26 protein-coding genes and 4 pseudogenes are annotated in these 23,364 nt (G+C 66.1%); 6 read left to right on the forward strand and 24 right to left on the reverse strand.

Annotated elements, in window-relative coordinates; genetic code table 11:
• Positions 1-85: 85 nt before the first annotated feature.
• The 3 genes from RMET_RS06410 to RMET_RS32070 are packed head-to-tail and all read left to right on the forward strand — an operon-like array spanning position 86 to position 3,254.
• Positions 86-1,318: a site-specific integrase gene (locus RMET_RS06410; RefSeq protein WP_011516041.1), complete on the forward strand. Its 1,233-nt coding sequence runs from the start codon at positions 86-88 to the stop codon at positions 1,316-1,318.
• Entirely contained in the window at positions 1,315-2,262 is a 948-nt protein-coding gene (locus RMET_RS06415; protein ID WP_011516042.1) for a tyrosine-type recombinase/integrase, read from the forward strand. The genes RMET_RS06410 and RMET_RS06415 overlap by 4 nt, the downstream gene beginning before the upstream one ends.
• Entirely contained in the window at positions 2,259-3,254 is a 996-nt protein-coding gene (locus RMET_RS32070; RefSeq protein ID WP_011516043.1) for a tyrosine-type recombinase/integrase, read from the forward strand. The genes RMET_RS06415 and RMET_RS32070 overlap by 4 nt, the downstream gene beginning before the upstream one ends.
• 108 nt (positions 3,255-3,362) lie before the next feature.
• On the opposite strand, the pseudogene tnpC reads toward RMET_RS32070, so the two are convergent.
• The 4 genes and pseudogenes from tnpC to RMET_RS33410 all read right to left on the reverse strand — a co-directional run.
• Positions 3,363-4,775 (reverse strand): annotated as a pseudogene (gene tnpC, locus RMET_RS34105) (IS66 family transposase); the annotation flags it as partial.
• A gap of 85 nt (positions 4,776-4,860) precedes the next feature.
• Positions 4,861-5,187, reverse strand: coding sequence for an IS66 family insertion sequence element accessory protein TnpB (gene tnpB / locus RMET_RS06430; RefSeq protein WP_198162176.1), 327 nt, complete (start codon positions 5,185-5,187; stop codon positions 4,861-4,863).
• 32 nt (positions 5,188-5,219) lie between these two features.
• Positions 5,220-5,537: an IS66 family insertion sequence element accessory protein TnpA gene (gene tnpA, locus RMET_RS06435; RefSeq protein ID WP_029309997.1), complete on the reverse strand. Its 318-nt coding sequence runs from the start codon at positions 5,535-5,537 to the stop codon at positions 5,220-5,222.
• A gap of 50 nt (positions 5,538-5,587) precedes the next feature.
• Positions 5,588-5,839, reverse strand: coding sequence for an ATP-binding cassette domain-containing protein (locus RMET_RS33410; protein ID WP_011516046.1), 252 nt, complete (start codon positions 5,837-5,839; stop codon positions 5,588-5,590).
• 24 nt (positions 5,840-5,863) lie between these two features.
• Between RMET_RS33410 and RMET_RS33415 the strand changes: the two genes are divergently transcribed.
• Positions 5,864-6,244, forward strand: a complete 381-nt coding sequence (locus tag RMET_RS33415; protein ID WP_049799683.1) for a transposase — start codon at positions 5,864-5,866, stop codon at positions 6,242-6,244.
• Here the strand turns inward: RMET_RS33415 and RMET_RS06450 are convergent.
• Positions 6,236-6,538 (reverse strand): annotated as a pseudogene (locus RMET_RS06450) (integrase core domain-containing protein); the annotation flags it as partial. The gene RMET_RS33415 and the pseudogene RMET_RS06450 sit on opposite strands and share 9 nt — an antisense overlap.
• Before the next feature lie 80 nt (positions 6,539-6,618).
• On the opposite strand from RMET_RS06450, the pseudogene RMET_RS32075 reads away from it, so the two are divergent.
• Positions 6,619-7,578: pseudogene (locus RMET_RS32075) on the forward strand (IS481 family transposase); the annotation flags it as partial.
• Positions 7,579-7,793: 215 nt separating this feature from the next.
• On the opposite strand, the gene hypE reads toward RMET_RS32075, so the two are convergent.
• The 18 genes from hypE to RMET_RS06540 form a co-directional block, all read right to left on the reverse strand.
• Entirely contained in the window at positions 7,794-8,906 is a 1,113-nt protein-coding gene (gene hypE / locus RMET_RS06455; RefSeq protein WP_011516048.1) for a hydrogenase expression/formation protein HypE, read from the reverse strand.
• Entirely contained in the window at positions 8,903-10,066 is a 1,164-nt protein-coding gene (gene hypD, locus RMET_RS06460) for a hydrogenase formation protein HypD (protein WP_011516049.1), read from the reverse strand. Before hypD ends, hypE begins: the two co-directional genes overlap by 4 nt.
• Positions 10,067-10,074: 8 nt before the next feature.
• Positions 10,075-10,302, reverse strand: a complete 228-nt coding sequence (locus RMET_RS06465; RefSeq protein WP_011516050.1) for a HypC/HybG/HupF family hydrogenase formation chaperone — start codon at positions 10,300-10,302, stop codon at positions 10,075-10,077.
• The gene (locus tag RMET_RS06470) at positions 10,293-11,432 is read right to left on the reverse strand and encodes a Kae1-like domain-containing protein (protein ID WP_011516051.1); all 1,140 of its coding nucleotides are present in this window, start codon (positions 11,430-11,432) and stop codon (positions 10,293-10,295) included. The genes RMET_RS06465 and RMET_RS06470 overlap by 10 nt, the downstream gene beginning before the upstream one ends.
• 13 nt (positions 11,433-11,445) lie before the next feature.
• Positions 11,446-12,483 (reverse strand): hydrogenase nickel incorporation protein HypB, encoded by a 1,038-nt coding sequence (hypB, locus tag RMET_RS06475; RefSeq protein ID WP_011516052.1) that lies wholly within the window; start codon positions 12,481-12,483, stop codon positions 11,446-11,448.
• A 23-nt stretch (positions 12,484-12,506) separates the two neighbouring features.
• On the reverse strand, positions 12,507-12,854 hold the full coding sequence (locus RMET_RS06480) for a hydrogenase maturation nickel metallochaperone HypA/HybF (RefSeq protein WP_011516053.1): 348 nt from the start codon (positions 12,852-12,854) through the stop codon (positions 12,507-12,509).
• Complete coding sequence (locus RMET_RS06485; protein ID WP_152560294.1) at positions 12,847-14,058, reverse strand: hydrogenase formation protein; 1,212 nt, start codon at positions 14,056-14,058, stop codon at positions 12,847-12,849. Before RMET_RS06485 ends, RMET_RS06480 begins: the two co-directional genes overlap by 8 nt.
• Positions 14,030-14,506: a [NiFe]-hydrogenase assembly chaperone HybE gene (hybE, locus tag RMET_RS06490; RefSeq protein WP_011516055.1), complete on the reverse strand. Its 477-nt coding sequence runs from the start codon at positions 14,504-14,506 to the stop codon at positions 14,030-14,032. Before hybE ends, RMET_RS06485 begins: the two co-directional genes overlap by 29 nt.
• Before the next feature lies 1 nt (position 14,507).
• A complete protein-coding gene (locus RMET_RS06495) occupies positions 14,508-14,738 on the reverse strand; it encodes a rubredoxin (RefSeq protein ID WP_011516056.1) in 231 nt (76 codons plus the stop codon).
• 5 nt (positions 14,739-14,743) lie between these two features.
• On the reverse strand, positions 14,744-15,607 hold the full coding sequence (locus RMET_RS06500; protein WP_011516057.1) for a hydrogenase expression/formation protein: 864 nt from the start codon (positions 15,605-15,607) through the stop codon (positions 14,744-14,746).
• A 31-nt stretch (positions 15,608-15,638) separates the two neighbouring features.
• Complete coding sequence (locus RMET_RS06505) at positions 15,639-16,088, reverse strand: thioredoxin domain-containing protein (protein WP_011516058.1); 450 nt, start codon at positions 16,086-16,088, stop codon at positions 15,639-15,641.
• A gap of 15 nt (positions 16,089-16,103) precedes the next feature.
• Positions 16,104-16,406, reverse strand: coding sequence for a HypC/HybG/HupF family hydrogenase formation chaperone (locus tag RMET_RS06510; protein ID WP_011516059.1), 303 nt, complete (start codon positions 16,404-16,406; stop codon positions 16,104-16,106).
• Between the two features lies 1 nt (position 16,407).
• Entirely contained in the window at positions 16,408-17,073 is a 666-nt protein-coding gene (locus RMET_RS06515) for a HyaD/HybD family hydrogenase maturation endopeptidase (RefSeq protein ID WP_011516060.1), read from the reverse strand.
• A gap of 21 nt (positions 17,074-17,094) precedes the next feature.
• Complete coding sequence (locus RMET_RS32080; protein ID WP_080710402.1) at positions 17,095-17,442, reverse strand: HigA family addiction module antitoxin; 348 nt, start codon at positions 17,440-17,442, stop codon at positions 17,095-17,097.
• Positions 17,443-17,561: 119 nt separating this feature from the next.
• On the reverse strand, positions 17,562-18,293 hold the full coding sequence (gene cybH, locus RMET_RS06525) for a Ni/Fe-hydrogenase, b-type cytochrome subunit (protein WP_011516062.1): 732 nt from the start codon (positions 18,291-18,293) through the stop codon (positions 17,562-17,564).
• A 37-nt stretch (positions 18,294-18,330) separates the two neighbouring features.
• Positions 18,331-18,933 carry a HupE/UreJ family protein gene (locus RMET_RS06530; RefSeq protein ID WP_049799686.1) on the reverse strand — a complete coding sequence of 201 codons (603 nt, stop codon included), beginning with the start codon at positions 18,931-18,933 and terminating at the stop codon, positions 18,331-18,333.
• A 131-nt stretch (positions 18,934-19,064) separates the two neighbouring features.
• On the reverse strand, positions 19,065-20,924 hold the full coding sequence (locus RMET_RS06535; protein WP_011516064.1) for a nickel-dependent hydrogenase large subunit: 1,860 nt from the start codon (positions 20,922-20,924) through the stop codon (positions 19,065-19,067).
• A 20-nt stretch (positions 20,925-20,944) separates the two neighbouring features.
• Positions 20,945-22,039, reverse strand: coding sequence for a hydrogenase small subunit (locus tag RMET_RS06540; protein WP_011516065.1), 1,095 nt, complete (start codon positions 22,037-22,039; stop codon positions 20,945-20,947).
• Between the two features lie 174 nt (positions 22,040-22,213).
• On the opposite strand from RMET_RS06540, the gene RMET_RS06545 reads away from it, so the two are divergent.
• Positions 22,214-22,573, forward strand: coding sequence for a hypothetical protein (locus tag RMET_RS06545; RefSeq protein ID WP_029310277.1), 360 nt, complete (start codon positions 22,214-22,216; stop codon positions 22,571-22,573).
• Positions 22,574-22,588: 15 nt separating this feature from the next.
• Here RMET_RS06545 and RMET_RS06550 read toward each other — a convergent pair.
• A pseudogene (locus tag RMET_RS06550) lies at positions 22,589-23,320 on the reverse strand (GMC family oxidoreductase); the annotation flags it as partial.
• Positions 23,321-23,364 lie beyond the last annotated feature (44 nt).

Consider the following 23,364-nt stretch of genomic DNA (forward strand, 5'->3'; position numbering starts at 1 on the left):
GGTGGGTCTGTCCTTTCATGATCGCTGTGTCGGCATAAATCTATGATTTCTCAGGCTGGCTATCGCGCTGGCCAGGAGAGATCAGATGAATGCGACACGCACAGTCAGCGAATCCGGCGGGCTACCGGCCCATCACATCGATGCATTTCTTGATCGTCTACGGACGGCTCACTACTCCGAGGTATCGCTTCGCAAGAAACGAAGAGTCCTGTGTGCGTTCTCTGGGTGGATGAAGCACAGGAACATCGACCTGATTGACCTCGATGAGTCTGTCACGGCTCGTTTTATGAAGCGCATGATCGACGCATCACGAGACCGCGTCCAGCGTGCTCGTCCCACATTGCGGCAGTTTCTCGCCTATCTGCGCGCGGAAGCCATTGTGTGTTCGCCGACATTAGGCAGCCAGTCCGCGATCGCGCACACTTATCGCCGATACTTGGACTATCTGAGGCAGGATCGTGGACTCGCGAAGAACTCTCTGCTCGTCTACGGCCCGTTCATTCGCGACTTTCTCGACAGTCACTCGGCCGGCGACGGAAGTTTATTGCCAGATGCATTTGACGCGGTAACGATCCGGAATCATCTTCTTGCCCGCAGCAAAGGCCGATCGGCGGAATACACGCGGCTGATGGCAGTTGCGCTTCGCTCGTTCTGCCATTTCCTCTTTCTGCGTGGCGATACGGCCCGAGACCTGGCTGGGTCAGTGCCCTCGGTTCGTAAGTGGCGACAGTCGACTGTGCCGACGTTCCTCACGCCTGAGCAGCAAGAAGCTCTCATTGCATCTGCAGACCGGTCGACTCCGACTGGGCTCCGTGACTATGCAATCCTGCTGTTGTTGGCGAGGCTCGGCTTACGTGCCGGAGAAATCATCGAGATCGAGCTCGACGACATTCACTGGCGTTCGGGGGAACTCGTCGTTCATGGCAAGGGGCAAATGGTCGAGCACGTGCCGCTCTCATCGGAGGTTGGAGCAGCAATCGCAACATATCTCCGCGATGGTCGCGGAGCGAGTGCATCGCGTCGCGTCTTCCTTCGCAGATTGGCGCCTCGAGTTGGTTTGGCGGGCCCGGCGGCGATTGGCAAGATTGTTTGTCAGGCCTTCGCACGTGTTGGTTTCCGCCCCGCGTGCAGGGGCGCTGCACATCTGTTCCGTCACGGTCTGGCGACGACGATGATTCGCCACGGGGCCTCGATGGCAGAAATCGCCGAGGTCTTGCGGCACCGCTCACCCGACAGTACCGCGATCTACGCAAAGGTCGCGTTTGAGGACCTGCGCGGTGTCGCGCGTTCGTGGCCCACGGCAGGAGGTGCAATATGACTGCGATCCACGAGTCTCTCGCCCAGTACGTGGCAGTCCGCCGTGCTCTCGGGGCGTCATTCTATGAGCCTGCGTTGGCACTCGGTCATTTCGTTGATCTGCTGGAACGCGAAGGCGCCGAGTTCATTACAACCGATCTGGCTCTGCGCTGGGCGACGACGCCCGAACTCGTCGAACGCGCTACGTGGGGGCGGCGCCTCTCTCAAGTGAGAGGATTTGCCAGATGGATGAACGTGATTGACAGTCGAAACCAGATTCCTCCAGCAGGACTCCTGAGTGCCCGCAGACGGCGCAACGCCCCGCATATTTACACTGAGCAGGAAATTGATCGGCTTATGACCCGCGCCTCTCAACTGCGATCCCGAACTGGCATCCGAGCACTGACCTATTCGACGCTCATAGGGCTTCTTGTAGCGACGGGCCTCAGGCCAGGCGAGGCGCTCCGGCTCGACCGGTCCGACGTTGACCTCGTCAGCGGGATACTCTCCATTCGGGAATCGAAGTTCGGCAAATCCCGCTTTGTTCCAGTAGCAGAGTCTTCCCGGGTGGCGCTCGAACACTATGCCCGGAAACGCGATCAACTCTGTCCTGTACGATTGAGCGAAGCGTTCCTGGTTAGTGAGCACGGCAAGCGACTGAAGGCAGGCACTGCACGAAGCATGTTCGTCAGAATGTCGCGCGCTGTTGGTCTGCGATCGGCGACAGAGGGCGGGCGCGATGGTTACGGCCCGCGCCTGCAGGACTTCCGGCATAGCTTCGCGACTGGAAGACTGGTCGAATGGTATCGCGCCGGTCTGGACGTAAGTCGGGAATTGCCGAAACTTGCCGCCTACCTCGGGCATGTCAACATCGGCCTTACGTACTGGTATATCGAATCGGTTCCTGAGTTGCTGGAACTCGCGGCAGCCTATCTCGACAAGGACTGTCCGGGAGAACGGACGTGAGCGCCGCCAGTCTCCCAGCCCTCGTTCAGCGCTTCTTCACCCAGCGCCTGCTCGAGCAGCAAGGTCTGAGTTCGCATACGGTGGCAAGTTACCGTGACACGTTCCGGCTGTTGCTGGCGTTCGCCACGAAGCATATAGGGCGCGCGCCGTCAAAGCTGCGAATCGAGGACTTCGACGTGTCGTTGATCGAGGAATTCCTGCAGCACCTCGAACACGGCAGAGGCAATTCGGTGCGCACACGCAACACGCGGCTTGCCGCCGTGCATGCCTTCTTCCGGTTCGTCGCGGTCAGCGAGCCTGCGTTGTTTCTGCTGTGTCAGCGCATTCTTGCAATCCCATCCAAACGCTGCGAGCACGGCCCGGTTGAGTTTCTGACCGAGAGCGAGGCCGCCGCTCTGGTAGGGGCGCCTGACGTACGAAACTGGATCGGCAACCGCGACCGAACGCTGCTTCTTGTAGCGGTTCAAACGGGTCTGCGCAATAGCGAATTGACCGCACTCCGGCGCCAGGATGTGGCGCTCGGCACAGGCGCCCACGTTCGTTGCCTCGGCAAAGGCAGAAAGATGAGATGCACTCCGCTGCGACCGGATGTAGTTGCCGTCCTGAAACAGTGGCTGCTGTATCAACCAGGCGAGCCAGGCGATCCGGTCTTCCCCAGTTCGCGCGGCGGTCATCTCAGTGCCGATGCTCTTCAGCAACTCGTGTCGCGCAACGCCGAAACCGCGCGCCTCTCGTGCCCCTCGCTGAAGAAGAAATCAATAACGCCTCATACGCTTCGACACACGGCCGCGATGAGCCTGATGCATCACGGCGTCGACCTGACCGTGATCGCACTCTGGCTCGGGCACGAGTCCTCCGAGACTACTCAGATCTATTTGCACGCCGACATGCAGCTCAAGGAACGCGCGCTCGCGCACGCGACGGCGAGTGGTGTTGCACCGACACGCTACAAACCTCCAGATCCGTTGCTCGCCTTCCTGGAGGCCCTCTGATAATGCCGACAACCGGAGCGACCGGGAACAGAGATCCGCCAACCGTTGTGTCCGTGGATGCATGACGCGGCATAATCGGGGAGTCGGCATAATTGGGTTCATGCCGCTAGCGGCATGAGCGATGTTGTTGTCGATGGGCAGATCGCCGCGTTCGGTATAGCGGCACAGCCGGCTCCAGTACTTGTCCAGGTACGCCAGCGCACGGCCCAACGCCGTCTGCGGCGCCACCACCGGCAACGCCTTGTCCAGCCATTGGCGCAACGCCCGCAGCACCGGCAGGCTGCGCGCCTGGCGCGCCGCATACCGCTGCGCGTCGGTCGCTTCCTTGAACTCGCGCTCGATCCGGTACAACTGCCCGATCTGCTCGATCGCCTGGTCCGCCCGTCCGCGCTTACCCTTGGGCTGCACCTTGGCCGCTTCGACGAAGCCGCGCCGCGCATGCGCCATGCACGCCAGGTGCTCGATGCCCTCGGTGCGCGCCACCGCGTTGTAGCCGTCGTAGCCATCGGTCATCAGGTACCCGCGCCAGCCTTCGAGCAGACGCACCGGCACTTGCCCCGAGCGGCTCGCATCGTAGTCGTACAGCACCACCGGCCTGCCGGGTGGGCCACCCGTCTGCACCCACATGTAGCTGTTGGATGTGGCCGCCTTGTCCGGCTCCTTCAACACCTGCACCACCGTCTCGTCCAGGTGGATCACCGGCGAGTCCAGCATCATATCGCGCATCAGGTTGTGCAAGGGCTGCAGTACTCGGGCTGCACCGATCACCCAGCGCGCCAGCGTCTGGCGCGGTACGCGCACGCCCGCGCGCGCCAGGATGTGCTCCAAGCGCGCCAGCGGCAGGCCGTCGACGTACTTCATGATCAACAGCATCACCAGCAGATCGTTGCTGGCATTGCTCTTGGGCAGGACCTGCGCCGGGACCGGTGCGGTGATGGGAGCCTGGTCACCGCCCGGGCATGCATAGCGCTTCCTGATGTGGCGCAGCACCCGGATCTGCATCGGCACGATGTCCAACTGCTCGCTGATCTGTTCGCCGATCACCACCATCGGCGTGCCGCAGGCGCAGATACGCTCGGCTTCGGGCACGTCGTGAACGATGTCCAGGCGCGGCAACTCGGCCGGCAGCGGCGAGCGCTTGCCGCGTGCCACTGAACTGCAGCGGGTCGGCACATTATCCGGCGCCTGCGGTGACGCGACAGGCGGGATCACGGCGGCATCATCGGCTTCGGTCGTCTCGGCGGCCAGTACCTCGGCCTCATCGAACAAGCGCGACTGGCCCGCGTGTGCCTCACTGCTCGGTCCGAACATCCGGCGCCGCGACAACAGCAATTGTTCGTAGATCGCCTGCACGCGCTGCGCGAGTTCGGCCTCCACGCGGATGGCCACCTCCCGCTGGATGCGCGCTTCGATCGCCTGCTCCAGGCCGATCTGGGCTTCGCGCTGCAGCGTGATGATGGTCTGCTGCTGCGCTTGCACGATCGCCTTGAGCGCGCCGACCTCGTTGGGCAGCGCCGCCGGTTCGCCCGGATCGGACGCACGGTGCGCATCACGTTGGTCGGGTCGATGAGTGGCAACAGGCATGCCCGCATTTTATCAAGAACCGCTACGTCACGGCCTCGTAGTGCAAGGTTTTATGCGGCTGGTGCGACCATAGGTCGAACCCTTCGAGCAGCCACTCCAATTCCTGCAAGTTCAGCGTGCACGTGCGCTGTCCCGGGGCCAGTGCCGGCCACGCAAACCGTTGGCGCTCGAGCCGCTTGTACCAAAGACAGAAGCCGTTGCGGTGCCAGTACAACGCCTTGATCTTGTCGCGCTGGCGGTTGACGAACACGAACAATGCATCGCCGAACGGACTCATACCCAGGTCCTGTTCGACCAGCGCCGACAGTCCGCCGATCGACTTCCTGAAGTCCACCGGTTCACGGCACAAGTACACCGATCCGAGGCGGCTGCCCGGGTGCATCAGCGCACCTGCCGGGCCACCGCCGCGGCGAGCTGCGCCAGCCACGCCGCCGAGGGCAGTTGCATCAGCTCCAACCGCACCCCGGGCGCCACCAGCAACGTGCAGCGCACTGGCTCGGGCGTCTCGCCCAGATGGACCGACACCAGCCGCGGCGCAGCCTCGATCGCCGCTGATGGCTGCCTCGACTTCAGTCGCCGGCGCCAGTAGTACAGCGATGCCGCTGACACACCCTCACGCCGCGCATACGCTTGCGCGCTGATACCCTCGGCCTCGATCGCCTCCAAGTGGCCCGCCCACTGCGCTACCGCTTCCGACATCCTCGACTCCGTTTTCAATCATCACCCAGTCAACTGTGCACGACTTCCCTCTAGGCAAATAGGATGCGGTTAATGGAGCTCATACTGAGCGCGTCGGGCGTATCCAGCGCAATCAGTTGCGCACGCGACAGCATGGCCACGCGATCGCAGTATTCGGCCTCGTCCATGAAGTGGGTGGTGACCATGATGGTCACGCCCTTGCGGGCCAGTCCGTTGATGTGGGTCCAGAATTCGCGCCGGGTGATGGGATCTACCCCTGAAGTGGGTTCATCCAGAAACAGAGACCGTGTCCGGTGAATCAAGGGGCTATCTCAAACTTGCTGTTTATGCTGTATCGCATGTACCGGATGGGTTTGCGGGAATTCGCGGGCTTCATGCACGACTATTGGCGCGGGCGTGGCGTCGAGCTGCCCGTACCCAGCTTTGGCCATCTGTCGGACCTGTTTGCTTCGCTGGACATCACGGTGCGCAGGAAGTGCGTGCGCGCGGCTGAGCGCCTCAATGAAGGCGAGCCGGTGACGGTGATAGTGGACAGCACGGGCTTGCGCTTTTCTCATGCCGGCGCATGGTACGAAAAGAAATACGGCAAGAAAGCTGAGCGTACGCCATGGCGCATGATGCATCTGGCCATGGATGCTGAAGGCGACGTACTCGACGTCCCCCCGTCTTCAGTAGCACCAGCCGTTAGAGTCCGGGGGTTAATGTAACGCTTTTTCGCTCAGTCTTTTGGCGTAGGATGCGGGCGTTAATCCGCCCAGTGATTTCTTCGGTCGCTCCTCGTTATATTCCCGCCGCCATGCTTCGATCACGACCTTGGCATGCGACAGGCTGGTGAACCAGTGTTCGTTCAGGCATTCATCCCGAAAGCGCCCATTGAACGATTCGATATAGGCATTTTGGTTCGGCTTGCCTGGCTCGATTAGAAACAGTTTCACGCCCCGCTCATGCGCCCAGGTCAGCATCGCTCGACCGCAAAATTCCTTGCCGTTGTCTGTCCTAATTGTCGTGTCCCTGATGATTGGTTAATTGGTTCACGCCGTGGTTTACTCTTGGCCCGAGAGGTCATGCTGGAGCTGAAACGATGCATCTGAGGCTGCACAAGAACGCCACCACGACACCCAGGATCCGCGCCGAGATCCAGGTCAGCAAGGAGCCCATGAGGGTTCTGGCCCAGCGCTTTGGCGTGAGTGTCTCCACCATCGCTCGCTGGAAGAAGCGTGCATCGGTTCATGACGCCTCCCATACCCCTCATCGACTGCAAACCACGCTGACGCCGGCCCAGGAGTCCATCGTGCTCGTCTTGCGTAAAAGCCTGGGCCTTTCGCTGGATGACCTGCTGGCAGTCGTACGCGAGTTCATCCATCCGACCGTCTCACGCGCTGCCTTGCACCGCATGCTCAAACGCCATGGAGTGTCGGCGCGCGAGGCATTGAGCGTGGATCGCCCCAGGACCAAGCCGTTCAAGGCCTACGAGCCCGGCTTCGTCCACATCGATGTGAAGTACCTGCCGCAGATGGCGGACGAAACCACGCGGCGTTACCTGTTTGTGGCCATTGATCGCGCCACCCGCTGGGTGTTCGTGCGTGTCTATGCCAGCAAGAGCGCTACCAACGCCCGGCGCTTCCTGAAGGAATTGCACAAGGCCGCTGCCTTCCGTATCCGAACGATCCTGACCGACAACGGCAAGGAATTCACGGATCGCTTCATCACACGGGGAGAGCGTACGCCGACCGGCAGGCATCAGTTCGATCAGCTCTGCGAGGAGCTAGGCATTGAGCATCGCCTGACCCGCCCAAAACACCCGCAGACCAACGGCATGGTTGAACGCTTCAACGGGCGCATCGCCGACATCCTGCGCACCCATCACTTCCATTCCGGCGAAGAACTTGAGGCCACCATCCTGCGGTATGTCTGGCTGTACAATCACCAACTGCCACAGAAAGCCTTGGGGCATGTCAGCCCCATCCAGGCCATGAAACAATGGCAGCGATCACACCCCGAACTGTTCAACAGACGTGTTACCAATCAGCCGGGACACGACACGATCTCGGCCTTGCCGCTTTCGGTCTTGCGAAACACCAGACTCGACATCACACGTCTCCTCGTCTCTTGTTTTCATCAGACCCCGCCCAGAGCGAGGTGCCCCTTCGAGGGGCACCGAGGAACCGGCTCCGCCGGGCCTCAGGTGCCGTCCCCCTGCCCAGCGCCGAAGGCGCGCCAGAGCGGGGGGAAGCCGCGCAGCGGCGCAGGGGGGTGTCAACAAATCCTCGGCAGCTGCTCCCCACTCAGCCAGTCCACCACCCGCCGCCCGCCGAAGCGCGTGGCCATCTGCACGAAGTGGTGCGGGTCGGTGGTGACCTCGCCGATGCGGGCCGCGTCCTGCCCCAGCGGGTGGGCGCGCATGGCGGCCAGCACGGCCTCGGCCGCCTCGGGCGCGACCACTGCGATCAGCTTGCCCTCGTTGGCCACGTAGAGCGGGTCCAGGCCCAGCAGCTCGCAGGCGGCGTCCACCTGCGGCTTGACCGGGATGGCGGCCTCCTGCAGCAGCATGCCCACGCCCGACTGGCGCGCGACCTCGTTGAGCGTGGTCGCCAGGCCACCGCGCGTCGGGTCGCGCAGCACGCGCACCGCGCCCGGCGCGGCCGCGAGCATGGCGGCCACCAGGGTGTGCAGCGCAGCGGTGTCGCTTTCGATCGTGGTCTCGAAGGCCAGCGACTCGCGCTGCGAGAGCACGGCCACGCCGTGGTCGCCGATGCTGCCCGAGACCAGCACCACGTCGCCCGGCCGGGCGTTGCGGCCGCTGATGGACACGCCCGGCGGCAGCACGCCGACGCCGGTGGTGCTGATGAACACGCCGTCGCCCTTGCCCTGCTCCACCACCTTGGTGTCGCCGGTGACCACTGGCACGCCGGCCTCGCGCGCTGCCGCGGCCATGCTCTGCACGATGCGCTGCAGGTCGACCAGCGGGAAGCCCTCTTCGATGATGAAGCTGGCGCTCAGGTACAGCGGCCGCGCGCCCGACATGGCCACGTCGTTGACCGTGCCGTGCACCGACAGGCAGCCGATGTCGCCACCGGGGAAGAACAGCGGCGAGATCACATGGCCGTCGGTCGCCATCACCAGCCGCCCCTCGGCCGGGTCGAAGGCCGGCAGCGCCAGCACCGCGCCGTCGTCGCCCTGGCGCAGGAATTCGTTGTCGAAGGCGGCCAGGAACAGCTCCTCGATCAGCTGCGCCGCGGCCTTGCCGCCCGCGCCGTGGCCCATGTCGATGCGGCCGTGTTTGATGTCGAGCGGGCGGATGTAGTTTTTCTTCACGGGCTTGGGGGCGGGGGCCTCGCCAGCGCCGGCCTGGTGGTGTTCGGTTCTCATGGGGTGACCTCCTCGGTGGCGGTGGCGGCGACGATGGGGATGTCGCGGAAGCGGCCATAGGTGTAGTGCGCGGCGCAGGCGCCTTCGCTGGACACCATGCAGGAGCCGACCGGGTTCTCGGGTGTGCAGACGGTGCCAAAGATCTTGCAGTCCGTCGGCCGTTTCACGCCGCGCAGGATGGCACCGCACTCGCAGGCCTTGTTGTCGGGCACCGACTGGTAGGCCAGGTCGAAGCGGCGCTCGGCGTCGAAGGCCGCGAAGGCCTCGCGGATCTTGAGCGCGCTGTAGGGCACCTCGCCCAGGCCACGCCACTCGAAGCTGGGCCGCAACTCGAACACCTCGGACACCAGGGCCTGGGCGCGCAGGTTGCCCTCGGGCGTGACGGCGCGGGTGAACTCGTTCTCGACATGGGCGGCGCCGCGGTTGACCTGGCGCACCAGCATCAGGATGGCCTGCATCACGTCCAGCGGCTCGAAGCCCGCAATCACCACCGGCTTGCGGTACTCCTCGGCGAAGTGTTCGTAGGGCTGGCTGCCGATCACGATGCTCACGTGGGCGGGGCCGACGAAGCCGTCGATGGGCACCGTGCCGAACTGGCGCACCTCGGGCGATTCGAGGATGTGGGTGATGGCCGAGGGCGTGAGCACGTGGCAGCACAGCACGCTGAAGTTGCTCAGGCCCTCGCGCTGCGCATCGCGGATGGCCAGTGCCGTGGGTGGCGTGGTGGTCTCGAAGCCGATGGCGAAGAACACGACCTCGCGCTGCGGGTTCGCACGCGCGATGGCCAGCGCGTCGGCGGCCGAATAGACCATGCGGATGTCGCCGCCGCGCGCCTTGGCCTTCATCAATGAAAGGCTGTCGCTGGCCGGCACGCGCATGGTGTCGCCGTAGGTGCAGACGATGGCGTCGCGCTCCAGCGCCAGGCGGATCGCCAGATCGATGCGGCCGATGGGCAGCACGCAGACCGGGCAGCCCGGGCCGTGGACCATGCGCACGTTGGACGGCAGCAGCTCGAGCACGCCGTAGCGGCTGATGGCGTGGGTGTGGCCGCCGCAGAACTCCATGAAGCTGTAGGCGCGGTCGCTGCGTGCCTCGGCATGGATGCGTTCGCCGATCTGTTTGGCCAGTTCGCCATCGCGGAACTCGTCGATGAATTTCATGGCTGCACCTACGCGCCGGTCATGGCCTGCATCTCGGCAAACAGCGCGAGGGTCTTCTCGGCCTCCTCGGGGTCGATCATGCCGATGGCGTGGCCCACGTGCACGATGACGTAATCGCCGACTTCGGCCTCGGGCACCAGGGCAATGGACACGGGCTTGCGGATGCCGCCGAGGTCGACCACCGCCTGGTCGTGGTCGCGCTTCTCGACGAGGCGCGCGGGAATGGCTAGGCACATGGAACGGTCTCCTCAACGTGGGGTTCTTGTCTTGGGGTCTGGAGCTGCTGCGCCGCCACCCAGGCCTGACCGATGGCCAGCCCGGCGTCGCCGCAGCCCCTGTCTCCGGTCTGAAACACTTGCAGACCGGCGGCCTGCAGACGCTGCACCGTACGCTCGCGCAGGATGCGGTTGAAGAAGCAGCCACCGCCCAGCGCGGCGGTGCGGGCGCCGCGCCCGCGCGCGGCAGTGATCAGTGCCTCGGCCAGCGCGTCGGCCAAGGCCAGGTGGAAGCCCGCGGCGCCGGTGTCGGCATCGGGGGCGTCGAACAGTTGCGCCAGCACGGCGCGCAGGTCGATGCGGCCGTCGTCGTGGCGCACCGCACCGGCCAGCGGCGGCAGATCGGGCAGCGCCGAGATGGCGCGGGTCGCGGCCTGCTCCAGCGCGATGGCCGCCTGGGCTTCGTCCTGCTGGTGGTGACACAGGCCCAGCGCGCCCGCCGCGGCGTCGAACCAGCGGCCGGCGCTGCTGGTCAGCGGGCAGTTCAGGCGCTTGTCCAGCATCTGGCGCACGCCCGCCGCCACGGCCTCGCCCACCACCGGTGCGAAGCGCGGCACGATCTCGTCTGCCCGGTCCAGCGCGTGCAGCGCGCTCGCGGCCATGCGCCAGGGTTCGCGCGCCGCGCGGTCGCCGCCAGGCAGGGCCAGCGGCTGCAGGTGGCCCAGGCGCTGCCACTGCGCACCCTCCAGCCACAGCAGTTCGCCGCCCCAGGGCGTGCCGTCCGTGCCCAGGCCCACACCATCCAGCGCGAGCCCGACCACAGGACCATCGATGGCGTGTTCGGCGATCACCGCCGCGAGGTGCGCGTGGTGGTGTTGCACGCCGATGGCCGGCACGCCCAGCGCATCGGCGGTGGCGATGGCCAGCTGGGTGCTGAAGAAGTCGGGGTGCAGGTCGTGTGCGATGGCCTGCACCGGCGCACCGGCGGCTTCCGCCTGCCGCGCCAGCGCCTGCACCGAGCGCTCCAGCGCGTCGCAGGCCGCCGGGTCGCTGAGGTCGCCATGCACCGGCGACCAGTGCGCGCGGCCGTCCAGCACGAGGCAGGCCGCGTTTTTCAGCCAGGCGCCGACGGCGAGCACGGTTGCGCTCATGGGGTCGTGTCTCTCAGATCGGGGTCTTGGCGGACAGGACTGCTTTCGCGCGGGCCAGCTCGGCTTCGAGCTGCTTCACGCGCTCACGCAGTGCTGCTTCCTCGGACACCGTTTCGTCGTGATGATGGTGATGGGTACTCATCGCGTGGTCCAGCCAGTGCAACCACGCGTCCATGCCCTCGCCGGTGGTGGCCGAGAGCTGAATCACCTCGATGGCCGGGTTCACGCGCCGCGCCAGGGCAATGCAGCGCGCCACGTCGAACTTCACGTGCGGCAGCAGGTCGGTCTTGTTCAGGATCATGAGCTGCGAGGCCGCGAACATGTCGGGGTACTTCAGCGGCTTGTCCTCGCCCTCGGTCACCGAGAGGATGGCCACCTTGGCGGCTTCGCCCAGGTCCCACATGGCGGGGCAGACCAGATTGCCCACGTTCTCGATGAACAGCAGACTGTGGGCATCGCCGTGGTGGTGATGATCGTGCTCATGACCATGACCATGACCATGGTGATGGCCGTGGCGGTCATGCACATGGTCGTGAGAATGCCCGTCTGCATGCTCATGCGTGTGCAGCTTCGCAAACGCCTCGGCCACCATGGGCGCGTCCAGGTGACAGCCTTTGCCTGTGTTGACCTGGATGGCGGGTGCGCCGGTCGCGCGGATGCGATCGGCGTCGAAGCTGGTCTGCTGGTCGCCCTCGATCACGGCCACGTGCAGGCCCGGTTGCCTTGCTTTGAGCGCCTCGATGGTCGCGCACAGCAGCGTGGTTTTGCCCGAGCCGGGGCTGGAGACGACGTTCAGCGCGGTCACGCCATGCAATTCGAAGTGGGCACGGTTCTGCTGTGCCACACGGTTGTTGGCGCCCAGGATGTCGGTCTCCAGTTTGATGGCGCGTTCCTGGCTCATGCCCGGCACCGACACGCGGGCCACACCGGCGCCGAAGTGAAGGTCGCCATTGGCCGGATTCACCGTGATCACGCCGGGCTCACCGCTGGCCTGTTGCACATGCCGCGCATGAGTCGGGCTGTTGTCACTGCATCCGCATACGACACACATGCTGGGTCTCCTTCAAACGGGTTTCAATCATCACTGACTTTCATGTCAATGATGCGCAATTCCATGCCGCCCGTGGGCTGCAGTTGGTAGCCACCGCAGGCAGGACAGGCGTCGCCGCGTTGCGCGATGGCTACCGTCTGGCTGCATGACAGGCACCATGCCTGACCAGGCGGCTCCTCGATTTCGATGCGTGCACCAGCCATCAGGGTACCGGGTGCGATGCTCTCCAGCGCAAAGCGCAGGGCTCGAACATCCACACCGGCCAGCTGGCCGGCTTCCAGCCGCAGTTCGAGCAGGCGTGCAAAGCCTTCCCGCCGTGCGGTATCTTCCACCAGCTGCAGCACACCGCCAGCCAGACTCGCTTCATGCATGGTTGACCTCCAGAGGCGCATCGTGCACCAAAGGCGCCGCGATCTCGAAAGGAACGCAGGGATCCAGCGCTGCCATCAGCAGGCGCACCCGGGCCGCAAGCCCGGGCATGTCTGGCGGCAGGGCGGCCAGCGCCTGTGCGGCCACGCCTTCGGGGTGGAAGTTCCATTCGGTAGGCGCCAGCACCTGGGCGGAGCGCAGCCGGTATGGCTGGCCAGGCAGTTTTTCGTCCAGCGCCACCTGGTGGATCAGAAGACCACGCGCCATTTCCACCCAGGCCAGGCCCTGCCGAGGCCCGGTGGCCAGCGCACCCCAGGCCAGCCTGCCGGCCCCGGTTTCACCCGGTGCATCGGGCAGGCACAGGCGCACCAATTCGGCCAGCCGGCTGCCCAGCAGGGCCCAGGCCGTCCAGGGCTGGGCGGGCTCAGCGTCGTGCAGACGATTCCAGGCGCCGGTGCAGGCCGTACACCCCTGCCAGCGCGGCTGCAGAGCGAAGTGATCGGATGCAGCCAGCGCCTCGGCCAGTGCCCGCAGGCCGGCCTCGCCCTCATGCGGACGCAGGGCCTGGGTGTGCGCCTGTGGCAAGGCCGTATCGCCCTGGCGAGTGGCTTGCAGCAGGGCCGGCAGCCAGCCGTTGTGGCGCCGGCTCCAGTCGTCGAGCCAGTCGGCGCCGCAGGCCTGCCAGGCCCGCAGCCAGGTGGCCGGGTTCATCTTCAGCCACTCGTCCTGCAACCACTGGCGTAACCGGGGCCAGGGCGCAACCTCCTGTGGCGCTGCGATAAGCGGACAGCGGCGCAGGCTCTCGGCTGCCTGAGCCGCCGCTGCCTGCGCAGCCGCTGGATCGGCCAGCAGGCGCGGCCAGTCCAGCGCGATTCGACGCAGGTGTTCCAGCGCAGTTTCGCGTTGCAGGATGGCGGGCACGGCGTCGGTCACGGGCAGCAGGCCGGGCGCAGCCGCGCTGATGGCCAGCTGGCTGGCGGTACGGTGCGCATGGCCGCACAGGCTGAAAAGCCCCGCCAGCAGGGCCGGCCAGGTTTCGACCGAACGACCGGGCGCGAGCTGCGCGGCCCAGGCCCGGCGCGTGCTGTGCAGGCTGTGGGGTACCGAAGCACCCGGGCGCAGCTGCAGGTGTCCGGCCAGATCGGTCACGACACGCCCTCCAGGACTGACGCGGCGCTCATGAGCGCACCCCCGCGCCGCGCGCAAGGAAAAAGGCCCGGCGCGCGGGTATGGTTTCGGCCACCGGTTTGGCGGCCGGCGGGGGCGGACGCAGCTGATCGAGCACCGCCAGTGCGGTGTCGCGCGCCTGATCCTGGCTACGGAAGTCTGCCATCGGCGAGAAGAGGGCGCATGCTTCATGGAAGCCGATGTCCGGGTCGTGGGCGCCGATGAAGTCGAAGCGTTCCTTGCCGAATGCCATCACGCGCTTGCGCCCGACCCTGCCTCCGTGGTCCTGCACCGCCAGCGGGAGCCGCACCAGGCTCATGAACCAGGGCGTGATGAGAACCCCCTCCGACACCGTCTCGTCAGCATCGGCGGGCCGGAAGCCCACCGCCTCCACGCTCAGCGCCGGGTTGAGGATGGGAATGCCCTGCATGCGTTTGGTTTCCACCTGACGGTAGAAACTGACCAAAGCCGCGACGCGCTGTTCCATCTCAGTCATTGAGCAGGAGAAACTGTTCGGCATCGCAGTCGCAGTTGGGGCAGCGCCAGTGCGGCGGCAGCTCAGCAAACGGCGTGCCGGGCGGGATCTGCCACTGAGGGTCGCCCACCGCGGGGTCGTAGACCCACCAGCAGATCTTGCACTCCAGGCGTGAACCGGGCTTGAGCACGTCCCGGTTGCCCAGGTACGAACCTTCGAAGCCCTCGAATCGGTCACCGTTCATGGCGTTCAGGCTTGCTCAAGATAGCCCAGCACGTCGGCCAGGCGTTCGTGCGAATCGCGCAGGTCTTCCGGTGCCGCCATGGCCACCTCGGGCATGTCGACCACCTCGACGGTGTTGAGGATCACGCTGTCCATGGAGTTGTAATAGACGACGCGCCAGCAGTGCGGGTGCCGGGTGTTGGTGATGCGGCAGTTGCCATAGCCGCGCGAGAGCAGCAGCACGCGGCCGGTGCCCAGCTGGTGGTCGAGGTAGGCGATGTCTTCCGGTGTCACCGGCAGCAGCGTGAGATTGACCACGTGCGGCGGTTGGCCTGGCTGCCAGCGCGCGATCTGGTCGCGGATCTCTTCGACCAGCAGCGGCGCGTTCTGTACATTGGCAGGCAAGAGACCCCGCCAGGGACGGTAGAGGCTCTCAGCGTCTTCGTCGGCCGTGATGCGCAGCTGCATGGGCACGGGGCCGACCTCGATCACATCGTCCACCAGCACGCTGCCGTTGAAACTCATGATGCGCCAGACACCGGCGAACACCGACTCCTGGATGCGCACTTCCAGCGACGAGGACTCCTCGCGCACGATGGCGCTGGCCTCGCCCTCGCCCATCACCTGGTTGACCAGCTGCCGGTCTTCCGGCGACAGCGACAGCAGACCCACCTGCCCGCCGGGCGCCCCCTCGGCGGCCTGGTCCAGCAGCGCCAGCACCTGGGCCAGGGCCTCGCGCGCAGCCGTGCGACCGGCGATTTCCTCCGGCTCAGGCAGCATGGGCGCGCGGTAGGTGTCCATGTCCTTGGGCATGGGCAGGTAGTCGAGGTGCTCGTCCTCGGTCTGGGTGCCGGGGCCGAGGGCGACGACGGGAATGGGGAAGGCTTTCATGCGGTCTCCTGTGGGGGTTCGGTCGGCGGGCTCAGTGGCAGCTGCTGCCGCCGGTCTGGCTGACGACAGGAATGCCGATGGTGGGCGGGCGCGAGGGCGGCATGGCCAGCGCGGCGGCGACGCCGGACAGGTACACGTCCCAGTCCTGCATGCCGGCGATGGCGGTCACGTACTGGCCGTCGCGAAAGAACAGCAGCGTGGGCCAGCGCTGAGAGCCGTAGCGCTTGGCCACCGCATCCTCGCTGTCGCGCGGCACCACGGCGATGCGGAAGCGGTTCGGGAACGACTTCATGAGTTCGGGCAGCACCGCCGCCACGTCCACGCCTTCGGGAAAGCGCACCGGGTCGCCGGCCAGCAGCACAACGCGGTCGCCGCCGCCGGCGCTCCAGTCGGCGACGCTGGTCTCGTCGACCCAGGTGGCACCGAACTCGCGCGCGAGGCGCTGGACCAGGGGGGCGTGGGCTTCTGTGGTTTCAATCATGGTGTCTCCTTGTGTTCAGGCGCCGGTCAGGGCGCGCATTTGTTCCGGGCTCATCTGCGACGGCAGGGCAAAGCCCGCGTCATCCTGCGCCTCCAGACCCTGCATGGCACCGAGCACCAGGTCCAGCGCCGCGTTCACCTCGGTCGCGCGGTCGGTATCGATGCGCTCGCGCGCGTCGTCGAGGAAGACCAGCAGCCAATCGCCGCTGGAGACCTCGCCGACCAGGGCGGTGTTGATGCGGCGGCGCTCGCCGCGGCCTTCGCACAAGGCGAAGCGGCCATCGGCCTCGACCACCTGCATGGGGATGCCGATGCACATGTCAGAGGTCCTTCACCAGGAGCCGGTCGTCGCCGATGCGGCAGGCTTCTTCCGCGGCGGGTCGCTGCGCTTCGTAGGCGGTCAGCGCCAGCTCGTCCAACGTCACGGCCTCGCGCGGGGCCAACGGGGTCCGGCGTTCGACGGGGCGTGCGCCCCAGCGTTCGAGTTCGGCCACGCCCAGCGCCAGTGCGTCCTCCATCGCGGCCTTGACGACCGGGCGCAGGCTGCCGCCGTAGTCTTCCAGCTCCTGCGGCTGGCAGCCGATCAGCAGCACCTGCTGCGGGTACTTGCCGGTCAGCGTGGCCAGCGACAGCACTTCCTGGAAACCGGTCTGGTGCAGGCTCATCTTCTTGGCGCCCATGAAGCGCGGCACGTCGTCGTCTCGCACCAGCTTCAAGGTGCCGGGCGCCAGGCCGTAGTCGATGGCGTCGAAGATGAGCAGGCGGTCGGCCTCCTGCACGTGCTGGATCAGGTACAGGCCCTGGGTGCCGCCGTCGATCAGCTGCACGTGGTCGGCGAACTCCCAGCGGCGCTGCAGGGCTTCGATGCAGCGCACGCCAAAGCCTTCGTCGGCCCAGAGCAGGTTGCCGATGCCCAGCACGACGATGCGGGCCGGCAGAGTGTCACCACCGGGGTGACAGGTGGATTCGGTCGGAGTGGTGCGCATGGCAGGCAAGCCTGTGTGAAATCAGCGGGGGAAAGGGGACGTGGCCGAACCCGAGGACAGGCGCTTCCAGGCGTGGAAGCTGTCCCAGGCGGCCTGCTGCGCGAGCCAGAAGCCGGCGTCGATGCCGAACTGACGCGCACAACGGATGGCGGTGTCGGGCGACATTGCGCGCTGGCCATGCACCAGCTCGTGCAGGCGGCGGCGCGAGAGGCCCAGCAGCCGGGCCGCCTCGCTCTGGTTCAACGCCAGCGGCAACAAGCAGGTGCGCGCCAGCAGCCGCCCAGGGTGCGTGGGCACGCGCAGCGGCACACCCACCGGCGGAAGAACCGGTGCGGCAGGGTGCGATGAACGTGGACCAATGCGCGTCATGATGAAGAAACAGAACGAGAGAGATGCCTTGATCAAGAGGTGCCGAGGAACCGGCTTCGCCGGGCCTCCAGCACCGCCCCCAGAGGGGGGGGTGACGCCGAAGGCGGCGCGGGGGGGAGTTACTCTTTAAACGTGCGGTGACCGGAAATCATCGTGCTCACGATGCTCTGGCGGCCCATGATGTCTTCCCGGATCGCCGCGTAGATGTGCAGCATCACGAACACCACGATGCCCCACATGCCCAGGCGGTGCCAGGTGTGCACGTCCTGGCTCTGGCCCATGAGCGGGATCACCCAGCCGAACAGGTGGTCTTGCCAGGAGCCGGCCTGCGCGCCTTCGCTGTAGAGCGCAAAGCCGGTCACGACCATGAACACCGACAGCATCAGGTACACGAAGAACATGGCGAAGCGCGCCAGCGGGTTGTGGCCCACGTACTGGTTCGGCTTGGGAATCATGAACAGGTACCAGCGCAGCATGTTGAAGGCCTGGACCCAGTAGGCCTTTTGAAACACCGGCACCCAGAACAGCTCCTTGGCGTGGTGGTTGCCCACCAGCGCCCAGTAGGCCCGCCCCAGAAGGCCCACGGCCATGATGTAGCCCGCCGCGAAGTGCGCAAAACGGATGTAGCCCATGAGGTAGTTCGCGCTGGCTTCGCCCGGCATGGTCGGCAGCGGCACGCCGATGAAGTAGCCGGTGATGCACAGGACCGTGATGGCGAGCGCGTTGATCCAGTGCCAGAGGCGCACCGGCACTTCGTACACGTAGACGGACTTGATGGTCTGGCCTCGCTGCAATTCCAGCGCGTCGTGATCGGCGGCGCTGGTGCGTGCGGAAGGGGATGTGGCGGACATGGCGATGACCTCCTTCGATGGCGGTTGTGCAGGGCGTTCAGGCGAGCTGGCCGAACAGGTAAAGGCCCGCCGCGCTCAGCATGGCGCCCAGGCCGCTGAGCACCCAACCGCTGCGCTCGGCCAGCCAGCGCCGAATGCCCAGGCCGATGCCGACACCGCCCAGGTGCAACACCGCTGTGGTGAGCAGGAAGCCGATCGCATAGCCGGCGAAACCGCTCTCCGGCGTTTCGGAGCCGTGTGCCAGGCCGTGCAGCGAAGCGGCTGCGGCGATCAGCCCCAGGCCCACCGCGGGTGGCACGCTGGCACGCCCTGCGAGCAACAGCATGGCACCGAACATCACCACGGAGAGCGAGACCCCGTGCTCCAGGTACGGCACCGTCACGCCGAGCATGCCCAGCGTTGCGCTCGCAATGAGCGCCAGCAGGAACACGGCCGGACCTTGCCAGGCCTTGTTCGCGGGCAGCGCCGAGACCGACCACACACCCACGGCGACCATGGCCAGCAGGTGGTCAGGACCGAAGGGGTGCACCAGGCCTTCGAACAGGCTGCTGGTGCCGTGGCCGGTGTGGGCCTGTGCGGCGCCGGCCACGCCGGCGAGCAAGGTGGCGGCCATCAGGCCGCGCGCTGTCTGTTTCTTCATCGTTGTTCTCCTCGTTGTCTGTTCATGGCGGTGCGGCGGTCTTGTCCAGGGCACCCTTGGAACCGGCTCCGCCGGACCACCAGGTGCGTCCCCCCTTCGGGGGGAAGACGCGAAGCGCCGCAGGCGGGGGCTCATCTCACCTTCACCCGGCTCATCTCCTGGCCGTCTTCGCTCATCACGTGGGTGGAGCAAGCCAGGCAAGGGTCGAAGCTGTGCAGCGTGCGCAGGATCTCCAGCGGCTGCTCGGGGTTGACCATGGGCGTGTTCATCAGCGAGGCCTCGAAGGCGCCGATCTGGCCCTTGTGGTCGCGTGGAGAGCCGTTCCAGGTGGTGGGCACCACGCACTGGTAATTCTCGATCCTGCCATCCTTGATCCGGATCCAGTGGCCCAGCATGCCGCGCGGCGCGCCCACCGTGCCCACGCCCTTGGCCTCCTTGGGCCAGGTCTTGGGGTCCCACTTCTCGACGTTGGCGGTGGACGTGTCGCCGGCCTTGATGTTCTGCACCAGCTGGCGGAAGTCGTCCATCATCATCTCGGCGGCGTACTGGCTTTCCAGCGCCCGTGCCAGCGTGCGGCCGATGGTGGTGGGCAGCAGTTGCTTGGCGCTGTAGTTCGTCTCGGGCAGGCCCAGCGCCTTGGGGATGGCGCTGTTGATGGCAGTGGCCGCCTCGTCCACCTGCTGCTTGACGCGCTGGCACCACTGGTTGCCCTGCAGCGCGTGCGCGTAGCCCAGGATGTAGCGCGAGAGCGGACCGACCTCGACCGCGTGGCCGCGCCAGCGCGGCGACTTGATCCACGAGTACTTGGCTGATTCGTCGAGCTGCTCGATCTTCGTGCGCGTGCCCTTGAAGTTCGGGCCTTCGGGCCGGTAGTTCGCCTCGGTCACGCCGTCCCAGGGGTGCAGGCCCTGGCTTTCATCGGCGTACTTGTACCAGGAGTGGGTCACGAACTCCTGCACCTGTTCCGGGTCGCGCGGGTCGATCTCGTGGATCTTGCTCCAGTCGCCGTCCAGGATCACGCCGCCCGGCAACTGGTGCGTGCTGTGGTCGTAGGGCACCTTCTCGTAGGTGCCGTAGTCGGCCACGTTGAGCGCGGAAAGCCCGCCGCCGTAGAGCCAGCCCGCCTGTTTGTAGAGGGTGCCGATGGCCAGCACGTCCGGGATGTAGACGTTGTTGTTGAAGTCGATCATCTCCTTGATGCGGGCCTCGACGAAGTTCAGGCGCTCCATGTTGATGGGCGCGCCGGCCGCGCCGTCGCCGTCGATGTTGATCGCGCAGGGCACGCCGCCCACCATGTAGTTGGGGTGCGGGTTCTTGCCGCCGAAGATGGTGTGCACCTTGACCCATTCCTTCTGCAGGTCCAGCGCCTCCAGGTAATGGGTCACCGCCATCAGGTTGGCCTCGGCCGGCAGCACGTAAGCCTTGGAGCCCCAGTAGCCATTGGCGAAGGGGCCGAGCTGGCCGCTCTCGACGAACTTCTTCAGGCGGTTCTGCACGTCGCGGAAGTAACCCGGCGAGGACATCGGGTGCGAGGGCGAGACGATGTGCTGCAGATCGCTGGTCTTCTTCGGGTCGGCGTTCAGCGCCGACACCACGTCCACCCAGTCGAGCGCGTGCAGGTGGTAGAAGTGCACCGCGTGGTCGTGCACCTGCAGCGTCTTGGCCATCATCTCGCGGATCAGGTGCGCGTTGAGCGGGATGCGGATGCCCAGCGCGTCCTCCACCGCGCGCACCGAGGCGAGCGCGTGGCAGCCGGTGCACACGCCGCAGATGCGCTCCACGAAGGCCCAGGCGTCGCGCGGGTCGCGCCCCTTGAGGATGACCTCCAGCCCGCGCCACATGGTGCCGGTGGAGACGGCGTTGCGGATCACGTTGTTGCTGTCGAGGTTGACCTCGCAGCGCAAGTGGCCCTCGATGCGGGTCACCGGGTCGACGACGATGCGCCGGCCCGTGTTGTCCATGCGGAAGCCTTGAGTTTCGTAAGCACCCATGTTCTTGTTCCTCGGTCGTGTCAGTGGTTGGCGGGTGTGGATGCGTCGGGCTTGCGGGCGTTGTTGTCGCGCACGCGCTTGGCCACCGAGATGGCCGCGTGGGCCGCCACCGCCGCGCCCACCACGCCGGCGGCCGTGCCACCGATCTGGTCGGCATTGGCTTCGATGCCGAAGGCGTGGATGTCGGTGAGGCGGTCGTAGAACGAACCCTTGTCCCAGAAGCCGTCTTCCGAGCAGCCGATGCAACCGTGGCCGGCCTTGATGGGGAAGCTCGTGCCCTCGTTCCACTGCACGGTGGAGCAGGCGTTGTAGGTGGTCGGGCCCTTGCAGCCCACCTTGTAGAGGCAGTAGCCCTTGCGCGCGGAGTCGTCGTCCCACGCCTCGACGAACTGGCCGGCGTCGAAGTGAGGGCGGCGGTAGCACTTGTCGTGGATGCGCTGGCTGTAGAACATCTTCGGGCGGCCCTGGCGGTCCAGCTCGGGAATGCGGTCGAAGGTCAGCATGTAGGTGATCACGCCCGTCATCACCTCGGGGATGGGCGGGCAGCCCGGCACCTTGATGATGGGCTTGTCGGTGATGACCTTGTGGATGGGCGTGGCCTGGGTCGGGTTGGGCTTGGCGGCCTGCACGCAGCCCCAGCTGGCGCACGAACCCCAGGCGATGATGGCCTTGGCGTCCTTGGCCACGTGCTTGAGCTTGTCGATGAAGGGCTTGCCCGACTGGATGCAGAACATGCCGTCTTCGTTCAGCGGCGGATTGCCTTCCACCGCCAGGATGTACTGACCCTTGTACTTGGTCATGATCTCTTCGAGGATGGCCTCGGCCTGGTGGCCGGCGGCGGCCATCAGGGTGTCGTCGTAGTCCAGGCTGATCATGGAGAGCACCACGTCCTTGGCCAGCGGGTGGGCCGAGCGGATGAAGGCTTCGGTGCAGCAGGTGCATTCCAGACCGTGCAGCCAGAGCACCGGGGTGCGCGGCTTGTTTTCCATCGCGTGGGCGATCTGGGGCACAAAGCTCGGTGCCAGCCCCAGCGAGGTGGCGGTGAGCGAGCAGTACTTCATGAAACTGCGGCGCGAAATGCCTTTGCGGCGCATGATCTCGTAAAAGGTTTCCATCGTGGGTTGTCTCCTCGGTTCCCCGCGTTGCGCGGTGCAGAGCACCGTTCGCGAGTGCCGACAATGTACGCTTTTGCACCAGTGCTGTGCGTCGGGGCTTACCCTCGGTCACCTGAGGGACTGGCACGGGAAATGCTCAATTCAGTGGGTCGTTGGAACAACAGAAAGCTGCCCATGCCCGCATCCGATTCCGATCTGCTGGCGGCCGCTGCGCACATGCACGTGTTGCTGCGCCGCAAGACCGGCCGTGTCACCGACACCGAATGGATGGCGACCAACGCCGAGTACGCGCGCGCCATGATCGAGTTCGCCCGCGAAAAGGCCCGCAGCGAGCAGATCGAGGAACTGCTGCCCCTGGCTGACCGGGTCGAGGGCCTGCTGGCCAGCCGCACCCCCCCTGCCCGCCCGGTCTGGACCGGCCCTCGCTCGCAGACACCCGCGCCGCCGGCGCCCGCCAGTGGTCCGGCCGAAGAAGGCCCGCTTTCAAGCGCACAGGCGGCCCTGGCCAGCCGCTACATCGGTCGGCTGCGCTGAACCGGCCGCAGCACTTCAGGCCCCGGTCAGGATCCAGCGCGCCGCCTTCTCCGCGATCATCAGCGTCGGGCTGTTGGTGTTGCCGCTGGTGATGGTGGGCATGACGCCCGCATCCACCACCCGCAGGCCGGCCACGCCGCGCACCCGCAGGTGGCTGTCGACCACCGCCATCGGATCACCGTCGCGCCCCATCTTCGTCGTGCCCACCGGGTGGAAAATGGTGCTGGCGATGTCGCCGGCCAGGCGCGCCAGCTCCTCGTCGCTCTGGTACTGGGGCCCGGGCTTGAACTCTTCGGGCCGGTATTTGGCCATGGCGGGCTGGCCCACGATGTGGCGGGTCACGCGCAGGCTGTCGGCCGCCACCTTGCGGTCTTCGTCGGTGCTCAGGTAGTTGGGCGCGATGGCCGGCGCGTCCTCGCAGCGCGGCGAGCGGATGCGCACATGTCCGCGGCTGCCAGGGTTGAGGTTGCAGACGCTGGCGGTGAAGGCCGGAAACGGATGCAGCGGCTCACCGAAGGCATCCAGACTCAGCGGCTGCACGTGGTATTCGATGTTGGCATGCGGCTGTGACGGGTCGCTCTTGGTGAATGCCCCGAGCTGGCTGGGCGCCATGCTCATGGGTCCGCTGCGCCTGAGCGCATATTCCAGTCCGATCAGGGCCTTGCCCCAGAGCGAGCTGGCCAGGGTGTTGAGGGTCTTGGCGCCCTGCACCTTGTAGACCGAGCGGATCTGCAGGTGGTCCTGCAGTGTCGTGTCCCTGATGATTGGTTAATTGGTTCACGCCGTGGTTT

The organism is Cupriavidus metallidurans CH34 (genome assembly GCF_000196015.1).
GTDB classification, from domain to species: Bacteria; Pseudomonadota; Gammaproteobacteria; order Burkholderiales; family Burkholderiaceae; genus Cupriavidus; species Cupriavidus metallidurans.

Coding starts and splice junctions, on each gene's coding strand:
- RMET_RS06510 (WP_011516059.1), bottom strand. CDS start 16,406: ATGTGCATCGGCATCCCCATGCAGGTGGTCGAGGCCGATGGCCGCTTC.
- RMET_RS06505 (WP_011516058.1), bottom strand. CDS start 16,088: ATGATTGAAACCACAGAAGCCCACGCCCCCCTGGTCCAGCGCCTCGCG.
- RMET_RS06470 (WP_011516051.1), bottom strand. CDS start 11,432: ATGAGCGCAACCGTGCTCGCCGTCGGCGCCTGGCTGAAAAACGCGGCC.
- RMET_RS06535 (WP_011516064.1), bottom strand. CDS start 20,924: ATGGGTGCTTACGAAACTCAAGGCTTCCGCATGGACAACACGGGCCGG.
- cybH (WP_011516062.1), bottom strand. CDS start 18,293: ATGTCCGCCACATCCCCTTCCGCACGCACCAGCGCCGCCGATCACGAC.
- RMET_RS06540 (WP_011516065.1), bottom strand. CDS start 22,039: ATGGAAACCTTTTACGAGATCATGCGCCGCAAAGGCATTTCGCGCCGC.
- RMET_RS06515 (WP_011516060.1), bottom strand. CDS start 17,073: ATGCGCACCACTCCGACCGAATCCACCTGTCACCCCGGTGGTGACACT.
- RMET_RS06495 (WP_011516056.1), bottom strand. CDS start 14,738: ATGAACGGTGACCGATTCGAGGGCTTCGAAGGTTCGTACCTGGGCAAC.
- RMET_RS33415 (WP_049799683.1), top strand. CDS start 5,864: ATGCTGTATCGCATGTACCGGATGGGTTTGCGGGAATTCGCGGGCTTC.
- tnpA (WP_029309997.1), bottom strand. CDS start 5,537: ATGTCGGAAGCGGTAGCGCAGTGGGCGGGCCACTTGGAGGCGATCGAG.
- hypD (WP_011516049.1), bottom strand. CDS start 10,066: ATGAAATTCATCGACGAGTTCCGCGATGGCGAACTGGCCAAACAGATC.
- RMET_RS06415 (WP_011516042.1), top strand. CDS start 1,315: ATGACTGCGATCCACGAGTCTCTCGCCCAGTACGTGGCAGTCCGCCGT.
- RMET_RS06465 (WP_011516050.1), bottom strand. CDS start 10,302: ATGTGCCTAGCCATTCCCGCGCGCCTCGTCGAGAAGCGCGACCACGAC.
- RMET_RS32080 (WP_080710402.1), bottom strand. CDS start 17,442: ATGACGCGCATTGGTCCACGTTCATCGCACCCTGCCGCACCGGTTCTT.
- hybE (WP_011516055.1), bottom strand. CDS start 14,506: ATGGAACAGCGCGTCGCGGCTTTGGTCAGTTTCTACCGTCAGGTGGAA.
- RMET_RS06545 (WP_029310277.1), top strand. CDS start 22,214: ATGCCCGCATCCGATTCCGATCTGCTGGCGGCCGCTGCGCACATGCAC.
- hypE (WP_011516048.1), bottom strand. CDS start 8,906: ATGAGAACCGAACACCACCAGGCCGGCGCTGGCGAGGCCCCCGCCCCC.
- RMET_RS06480 (WP_011516053.1), bottom strand. CDS start 12,854: ATGCATGAAGCGAGTCTGGCTGGCGGTGTGCTGCAGCTGGTGGAAGAT.
- RMET_RS06530 (WP_049799686.1), bottom strand. CDS start 18,933: ATGAAGAAACAGACAGCGCGCGGCCTGATGGCCGCCACCTTGCTCGCC.
- RMET_RS06410 (WP_011516041.1), top strand. CDS start 86: ATGAATGCGACACGCACAGTCAGCGAATCCGGCGGGCTACCGGCCCAT.
- hypB (WP_011516052.1), bottom strand. CDS start 12,483: ATGTGTGTCGTATGCGGATGCAGTGACAACAGCCCGACTCATGCGCGG.
- RMET_RS06500 (WP_011516057.1), bottom strand. CDS start 15,607: ATGAAAGCCTTCCCCATTCCCGTCGTCGCCCTCGGCCCCGGCACCCAG.